Genomic DNA, 7,827 nt, shown 5'->3' with positions numbered 1-7,827 from the left:
CTGATGGTGTTTTAGAAAGTAAAACCTTTATAACTTTCATTGCTTCCATAGTTAAAAGTTTTATTAAGTTTCATTGTTCTGATTTATTAAAAAATAAATCAAGTTTAACATTTAATTCAATAATAGATGAATTATCAAAAATTGAGGTTTCAAAATTTGATGAAAAATATATAAGAAAAAATTCTCTAACTGCAAAACAAAAAGAAATACTCAAAAATTTGAATATTTCTTCTGATGAATTATATAGTTTCATAATATCTATAAACGAAAAAATTTCTTAATTTTTTTTATTTAGTATAAAATTTACTGAAAGTTTAAAATACTTTCGAAAAATAACTTTTTACCTTGGTGTTAGTGTTATTTTATTAACTATTTTAAGTGTTTTAAGCGCAATGATTTGACCAAGAATTTATACAAACGAAGAACTTACTAAAAGAGCAAATGATTTAACAACTTTACCACCTGAATTTATTTTTGGTAGATTTACTCATTGATTTTATTTTACAAATCATACTAATTTCTTCCTTGGTTTTGCTATTCTTTTTGTGCTTTAAAACCAAATGATAAAAGAAAAAACTTTTTGTTTAATACTGTTGCATTGATAACAATAACATTTTTGATTTATTGAAGTTTAATATCTTGAACAAATAATTGAAATAGGGTAATTGGTTCAATAAGATCAATAGTAACTCATTGTATCAACCCTGTTATTGGATTTATTGTATTATTTTTATACAGAAAACATTTAAATTTAAATCTAAAATCGGCATTTGCATTTAGTTCAATATATATGTTTACATATTTTATTTTTAGTATTTTATTATTTGTAATAACCAAACAACTAAATGATAAACCATTTGATGTTGTTGGTGTATCCCCTTATAAATTTTTAAATCCACTTAAACCGTTATTTGTAAAAACAAGTAATATTGGTGTTCTTGTATCACTAAATGTATTAATTATTTTACTCGCTGCAACTTTACCTGTTTTAATGGGAACATTTTGAATTTTTGTTTATAAAATAAAAATGAATTGAAGTTTAAAAATTTTTAAAAAAGGAAAATAATGAAGGATATTTTGATAACTAATGAGGAAAATTTTAGATTTAAATTAAGGGTGGGCGCAATAATTAAATATAAAAATAAAATTCTAATTACAAGCGATCCATGAAATAATTACTGGTATTTACCAGGTGGAAAGTCTACTTTTGGTGAATCAACACAACAAACCTTAGAAAGAGAAATAAAAGAAGAATTAAATTGTCAAGTTGATACTTTTAAATTTGCTTTTTTAACAGAAAACTTTTATACAAAAGCAGATAATATTAAATATCATGAATTATGTTTTTATTATTCAATAAAGTTGAAATCATACGATGAAATAACACAAAAAAATGAATTTATTAGAATAGAAAATGGAAACAAATTTAGATTTAAATGAGTTAGCAAAAAAGAATTAAAAGGTTGAAATTTTCACCCTAATATTGTCATTGATCAAATTTGAAAAATGCTTTCTAATAAAAAACTTATAATTATAAAATAGGAGAAAACATGATAGATAAAAAATATGAAAAATTAGCAAATAAAATTGATAAATATATGAAAATTGAAGCAATATCAAGATTTGAAGAGCCAGTTGTTGAAGAATTAAAGAAAAATATCAACTTAAATAAATTTGAAGTTTTCAGAGACAAAATGGGTTCGGTAATTTTCTTTAAAAAATCTAAAAAACTAAATGCTCCAAAAGTTATGCTTTCGGCACATATGGACGAAGTTGGTTATATGGTTAGAATGATTAAAGATAATGGAAACTTAATGGTTACACCAATTGGTGGTGTATGAGCAAATACAGTAATCGGAACAAAAGCAGTTGTTATTTCTTCTGAAACTAATAAAAGATTCGAAGGCGTTTTTGGACATACATCAATTCACATTCAAACTGATGAAGTATATAAGGCAGCTGTTAAAAACGATGATCTTTATGTCGATCTAGGTTTTAAATCCAAAAAAGAAGTCGAAGAAGCACAAATTAACATTGGTGATAAAATCTTTATGACTGGTGAAACTGTTTTATTAGCAAATGATTTAATTGGTGGTAAAGCAATGGATAATCGTGCTGGTGTCACAGTTATTGATTTTGTTGCTAATAACATTGCAGATTTAGAACTTGATTGCGACGTTTATCTTGTTGGTACAGTACAAGAAGAAGTTGGAACTAGAGGGGCAAAAACATCTGTTTCAATCATCAATCCAGATGTTGCTTTTGCAGTTGATACAGGTGCTGCACATGATACAACTGGAGCAAAAGAAGGAACACCTGTTTTAGGTAAGGGTGTAAGTATTTTAGTAAAAGATTCAGGAACATTACCTGATCCAAAATTAATTAAATATTTATTTGATATTGCTAAAGATAAAAAAATACCAGCTTACAAATATGTAGCTGGCGGTGGTGGAACTGATGCTGCTGAATTACAATATGCACCTGGTGGCGCTGCTGTTATGACTATATCTATTCCTCAAAGATATCTTCACAGTCCAATTGGTGTTGCTTCATTGCTTGATATTCAAGCAACAATTGATTTAATGACAGAATTTATTAAATCTTATTCAAGTGAAACACATAATGAAAAATTAATGTATAAATAATAAAGTTGCTTAGTTATACTAAGCAACTTTTAATTTAAAGACTTTTTGTCTTCTTCACCTTGGATGTGACACTTTCTACATCTTGCTTCATATTCGTTGTCACCTAAAACATTAAGATTATTATTGTTTTCTTTTCTAAAAGAAAATGCAGCATCTGATTTACATTTTAAACAAACTGCTTTTAGTTTAATAATATCATCAGCAACTGATAAAAGTCCTGGTGTGACACCAAAAGGTCTTCTTAAAAAATCCATATCAAGACCTGAAACAATAACCCTAACACCATTTCAAACTAATGTATCAATTACTTCAAAAATACCTTCATCAAGAAAATTAACTTCATCAATAGCAACTGCTTTATATTCATTATTTCAAATTTTTAATATATCTTTTGCTTTTTCAATTGTATGTGCTTTTATTTTTGCACCAGTTCTACTTACAACTTCTGTGTGTGAAAATCTTGTATCAAATGCAGGTTTAAAAACAATAGTATTTATTTCTGCAATTTCTAAAATTTTAATTCTTTTAAGTAACTCTTCTGTTTTACCAGAAAACATTGGTCCAGTAATTACTTCCAATGTTCCTTCAGGTCTTTTTAAAATCATAATACTCCTTTGATTAAATTGCGTATTTACTATTTTATAACAAGATTAATAAAACTCAAAAAACTTTTATCAAAATAAATAAAATTTTGATAATATTAATTTATGCAAGTAAATAATTTAACATTAATAAGTATAACAATGTTTTTAATTATATTTTTGTTTTTTGCTATTTCACCGATTTTAAAACAAAGAATTTTTAAAGTTAATAAGGTAGTTTTTAAAGCAAATAAGGTTTCTTTATTAAATATTATTTATTATTTATTAGTTCTTTTTATTTTAAGTTTAATTTGATTTATTTTAGTGGTTACAAAAACACTGATATTAGATTTAACTAACGTAAAACAACCTTCATTTCTTGAAAATAATCCATATTTTATCCCTTTAATAGCGCTTGTTTGTGTATTTCCTTCATTAGTTTATTCAATAATTTTGTATTTGACAATGAAAGTTAATAAAGGTATTACAAAACAAGAAATTAGTAATTTTGAATATAAAAATTTTAGTATTAAAGAAATTGAAATGTCTTCAATAACTCTTGGTGGAAGCGGAAGAAGATATAAAACAGTAACTTATACTTTTGAAAGTTGATTAGCATCTGTCTGATTTTTAGCTTTTTTAGGTAAAAAAATGTTAATAAGACAAATGATTAAAAAAACTCTTTATTTTGCTGCATACGGTATTGAAAACAGACCCCAATTACCTTCACAAACCTTAGAAGACTATTGTGTTTTATATCTTTATGCATCAATTGAAATTACTAATAAAAATATTAAGAAGTTTAAAATAACTATTAATGATCTTCTCTTATATTGTGATAAACTTATTTAATCAAGATTGATAAAAAACTTAACTTAATAATTTAAGTTAAGTTTTATTTTAGTTAATTCTTTTATCAATTCAGTCAATCATTATTTCTTCTGGAATATATTCATAACCTTTTTCAATAATTTCTTGACCTGAAAGTAAAATCATTGTTGGAACTTTTAAAACTGCCCATTTGGTGTCTGGATTTCTAAAAAGTTGTGCTTCTTCTGCATCTACATTTATAAATTTAATTTCAGGTCTGTCTTTAAATTTATCAGCAACATAATTTAATGGTCTTTTCATCATTTGACAGTCACCACATCATTCTGCTGTAAAAGTAATAAAAATTAATTCTCCTGGTTTGTTAGCATTTAAAATTTTTTCTGCTTCTGCTCATTTAAGTTTTTGATACATAAAATCTCCTTATTTATTAAATGGTGAGTGTTTATTGAGTCAATTGCTAATTTTACTATTAGTGCTTTTATTCTCAATTCAACTCTGTTTTTCAATTGTTTGCTCTTGTTTTTCAGTAACTGATGTTTCTTTTGTTTTAGGTTCTTGTAAACTTTGTTTTTGTTTTAATGGATTTGTAAAGAAAAAATGATTTTCTTGTTCGTTGTTCTTAAAATCAAAAATATCTTCTGTAACTATTTCATTTTGTTCAAGATTTAAAGTTTGTAATTCTTGTTCAAGAACTTCTGCTTCATTTGATAAACCTTTATCTAAACTCTCTTGTGTTTTTTTAACTAAATACCTTACTTTTTGAGGTATTAAACTTTTTAAAACTTCTTTTTCAATTAACTTATATTTTTTATTTGAAAAATCAATATTGTATTCTCAACAGACTTGCTTTAAAAATTCTAACCAAAATAGTACATTTGGTGTTTGCGCAAGAGCTGAATTAAATCTCATAACTCTTTCTTTACGTTTTTTTAAATTATCTTTATAAGTACATTTTTTGCTTAAAAAACTTTTTAATGAAGTATCTAAAAATAAAAAATTTATTAAAGCAAAGGAAGTAAAACCAATTGAAACCACAAGATTGAAAACTGGTGATAGTGTAGCATAATATAAAACATTTAAAATAGCATCAAATATAAATCCGACATTATTTTTTATAGCATAATTTTTATAAAACTCCATTAGTGTATAACTTTGTGTTTGTCTATCATAAGCAGAATTATAAAAAGAATTTCACCAACCTTTTGTTCAAAGAATATTTAAATTATTTGTCTGAAAATCAAATAAGTGTCCTTCACCATAAATATAATGAACACTCATATGATCCAATACAATGCACAATATAAACAAACTTAACAAAAGCGAACAAATCTTTTTGTAAGCATCATTAAATTTAATCTTATTTGTTTTATAAAATCAACCTAATGCAAGTGATTTAGAATTGTAATGCACTCTAATATATTGTAAAATATTTCAAATAAGCATAAATGGTAAGACAATAAAAATTGTATTACCTAATAAAAGTCCAAAAGTGAAGTTATAAAATAAAATAAAACCTTCAATATAATAAAATATATATTTTAAAAGAAAAAAAGTAAAACTAAGACAAAATATTAAACTTATAATTAAAGGAAAAATTATTTTTTTACGATTAAAAAATATTAAACCTTTACAATCTTGTTCCACATTAACAAAACCAAGTAGGTTGTATAAATCTTTTCTTTTCATATTAAATAATAGGTGTTAAAGTAAATGCTACTAGTGGATCTTTATCTAAAAGTTTAAAAATTTTCTTTCTTACTGTTTTTCTAACTTTTTCATTAAATTCATTCATAGAACCAAAAACATTTTCTTGCATTATGTCTAAAATTATAGATTTAATAAAGTTGTTTGTTGATTCATATTCTGTTTGATCAATAACACCAACATAATTAATAATTAAATCATTTATAATCTTTTTTTCTTTAGAATCATAAAGAGCATTAATAATAATAACCCCTTCACGACCTAATACTTCACGCTCATTAATAACTTCGGATGAAATATCACCAATTCCAAAACCATCAACAATAACATCACTTATTTCTTTGATTTTTCCATTATGTGAAAACTTTTTACCATCAACAAAATGTAAAATTTTACCATTAGTTAATAATAAAGATTGAGTTTTAATTTCTGGTTCTATATTATTTTTAATGTAATTAATTGCATCTGTTAAGTATCTATACAACCCTTGTGTTGGTAAAAAGAAGTCTGGTTTAAGGTTTTTAATTAAATTTAATAAATCTTCTTTTGTAGGTCTACAGTAAAAATATTCATTATCATTTATTTCAATTAATTCAGGTGTTATTTTTGCTATTTCATCAAGAATACTTGCATATTGTGATTCCATACCATTAACAGGTGGGGCAATAATTAAAACTCGATCATTTTTTTGTATTTTAAGATAAACATCCTCACCATTAATTACACGTAAAAAACGTGTATATAATCTTTCGATTGCACCAGTAACCAAAATAACTGCGTTTTCAATGTTTGGAATGTTTTTATATTCAAATAACTCAGGTATGAAAATTTTATTACCTAATTTTGCATTATGTTCTTTAATTAAATCTAACATATCTGCATAGTTTTTACCATATGGAATAATTGGTCTTTTATATTTTGTTGCAAGTAAAAGAATTTGATGAAGTGAAATCATATCTTCACTATATCCACCAACAATAATTCTAGAATTTTTTGGAGTGCTTTCAAATAAATCAAACACTTTTTTTGGTAATCTAAACTTATCCATTGCTTTACCATTATAATTACTTTTACCTGCATCAGATACAAGTGCAATTATTTTTCTATTTGAAAAGAATTTTGGTAAATGCAAAAATCAAGCTCTACCAAAAATATCTAAATTACCCTCTACATAGTTAAACATAAAAATATAATCACCATTTTTGGTTATAAAATCAATTCCAATATTTCCTGGTACACTTCCAGGTAAAGAAAGTGGTTGCACATAAATATCACCAATTTTTTTTCTTTCTTTAAAAACAAAAATTTTATAATTATTTTTAGAAATATTATATTTTACGAGTCTATCTTGAATTATTGATTTACTTATTTCTGAACAATAAATTTTTAGACCTGGAATATTCATTATTAATCAAGGTAATGCTGAAAATGTTTCATTTTTAACATCTGTTATAAAAATACCCTTTATGTTATTTTTATTTTTTATTAAGTAATCAAAATTAGGAATAATTGTATCAACACCATTTAAAGAATTTATAGGGATCTTAACTCCAGAATTAATAATATAAATATCTTCTGCATATGTAAAAACAAAACAGTTTTTACCGTTTTCGTCTTGGCCACCAAGGGCAAAAATCCTTGTATTCTCCATTTTTCTCCTTTTTATTATTTTTGGAATTAAAAGACAAATTTTATTTTGTTATTATATCAAAAGTTTTATGAAATTTTGCCAAAACACTATGATATATAGCAAAATTTCTGTTAACTTACTTAAAATTTTAATAATTAAAAGCAAGCTTGGTGCTTGCTTTTAAGTTAAGGATTATTTATTCTTTTTCTTTTTAAAAATTAATAGTGATAAACCTGCTATGAAAGCTAATATCGAAATTGTCACAGATACTGCAAGAGCTATAATTCCACCTTTTGATTTTGAAGGTTTTGTATTTTTATCATCTGGTGTTTGATTTGAAGAGGGACTGTACGATATTTTGTGTAAATTCTCATAAACTTATTTTTTGATAATAAGAGAATTGCGATAGCAAAACACAAATCTGGTCTAATTATAA

Annotated in this window: 11 protein-coding genes; 6 read left to right on the top strand and 5 right to left on the bottom strand. The window is 24.6% G+C overall.

The genetic code is table 4. The features are described from left to right. Positions 1-253 (bottom strand): hypothetical protein (locus BU00_RS05110; protein ID WP_156926403.1); only part of this gene is annotated, 253 nt, incomplete at its 3' end. 139 nt (positions 254-392) lie between these two features. Between BU00_RS05110 and BU00_RS05105 the strand changes: the two genes are divergently transcribed. Genes BU00_RS05105 through BU00_RS0102725 form a run of 4 tightly spaced genes read left to right on the top strand, consistent with a single transcriptional unit; the run spans position 393 to position 2,645 of the window. Continuing rightward, positions 393-554 (top strand): hypothetical protein, encoded by a 162-nt coding sequence (locus BU00_RS05105; RefSeq protein ID WP_156926434.1) that lies wholly within the window; start codon positions 393-395, stop codon positions 552-554. Between the two features lie 26 nt (positions 555-580). Next, positions 581-1,066: an MAGa3780 family membrane protein gene (locus BU00_RS05465; RefSeq protein ID WP_051521853.1), complete on the top strand. Its 486-nt coding sequence runs from the start codon at positions 581-583 to the stop codon at positions 1,064-1,066. After that, positions 1,066-1,542: an NUDIX hydrolase gene (locus BU00_RS0102730; RefSeq protein ID WP_027121390.1), complete on the top strand. Its 477-nt coding sequence runs from the start codon at positions 1,066-1,068 to the stop codon at positions 1,540-1,542. The genes BU00_RS05465 and BU00_RS0102730 overlap by 1 nt, the downstream gene beginning before the upstream one ends. A gap of 8 nt (positions 1,543-1,550) precedes the next feature. Further along, positions 1,551-2,645, top strand: a complete 1,095-nt coding sequence (locus BU00_RS0102725) for a M42 family metallopeptidase (protein ID WP_425411674.1) — start codon at positions 1,551-1,553, stop codon at positions 2,643-2,645. Between the two features lie 29 nt (positions 2,646-2,674). Here BU00_RS0102725 and BU00_RS0102720 read toward each other — a convergent pair whose 3' ends face one another. Further along, positions 2,675-3,250, bottom strand: a complete 576-nt coding sequence (locus BU00_RS0102720; protein WP_027121388.1) for a thymidine kinase — start codon at positions 3,248-3,250, stop codon at positions 2,675-2,677. Between the two features lie 102 nt (positions 3,251-3,352). Between BU00_RS0102720 and BU00_RS0102715 the strand changes: the two genes are divergently transcribed. Next, on the top strand, positions 3,353-4,078 hold the full coding sequence (locus BU00_RS0102715) for a hypothetical protein (RefSeq protein ID WP_156926433.1): 726 nt from the start codon (positions 3,353-3,355) through the stop codon (positions 4,076-4,078). 48 nt (positions 4,079-4,126) lie between these two features. Here BU00_RS0102715 and BU00_RS0102710 read toward each other — a convergent pair whose 3' ends face one another. The 3 genes from BU00_RS0102710 to BU00_RS0102700 form a co-directional block, all read right to left on the bottom strand. Continuing rightward, on the bottom strand, positions 4,127-4,468 hold the full coding sequence (locus tag BU00_RS0102710; RefSeq protein WP_027121386.1) for a thioredoxin family protein: 342 nt from the start codon (positions 4,466-4,468) through the stop codon (positions 4,127-4,129). Between the two features lie 9 nt (positions 4,469-4,477). Next, positions 4,478-5,500, bottom strand: a complete 1,023-nt coding sequence (locus BU00_RS0102705) for a hypothetical protein (RefSeq protein ID WP_156926432.1) — start codon at positions 5,498-5,500, stop codon at positions 4,478-4,480. A 244-nt stretch (positions 5,501-5,744) separates the two neighbouring features. Continuing rightward, a complete protein-coding gene (locus tag BU00_RS0102700) occupies positions 5,745-7,412 on the bottom strand; it encodes a ribonuclease J (protein WP_027121384.1) in 1,668 nt (555 codons plus the stop codon). A 217-nt stretch (positions 7,413-7,629) separates the two neighbouring features. Between BU00_RS0102700 and BU00_RS05100 the strand changes: the two genes are divergently transcribed. After that, positions 7,630-7,767 carry a hypothetical protein gene (locus tag BU00_RS05100; RefSeq protein WP_156926431.1) on the top strand — a complete coding sequence of 46 codons (138 nt, stop codon included), beginning with the start codon at positions 7,630-7,632 and terminating at the stop codon, positions 7,765-7,767. The last annotated feature ends 60 nt before the right edge of the window (positions 7,768-7,827 follow it).

Source organism: Mycoplasma leonicaptivi ATCC 49890, assembly GCF_000622205.1.
Classification (GTDB): Bacteria; Bacillota_I; Bacilli_A; order Mycoplasmatales; family Metamycoplasmataceae; genus Mycoplasmopsis; species Mycoplasmopsis leonicaptivi.
This window is presented reverse-complemented; position numbering and strand designations above follow the sequence as displayed.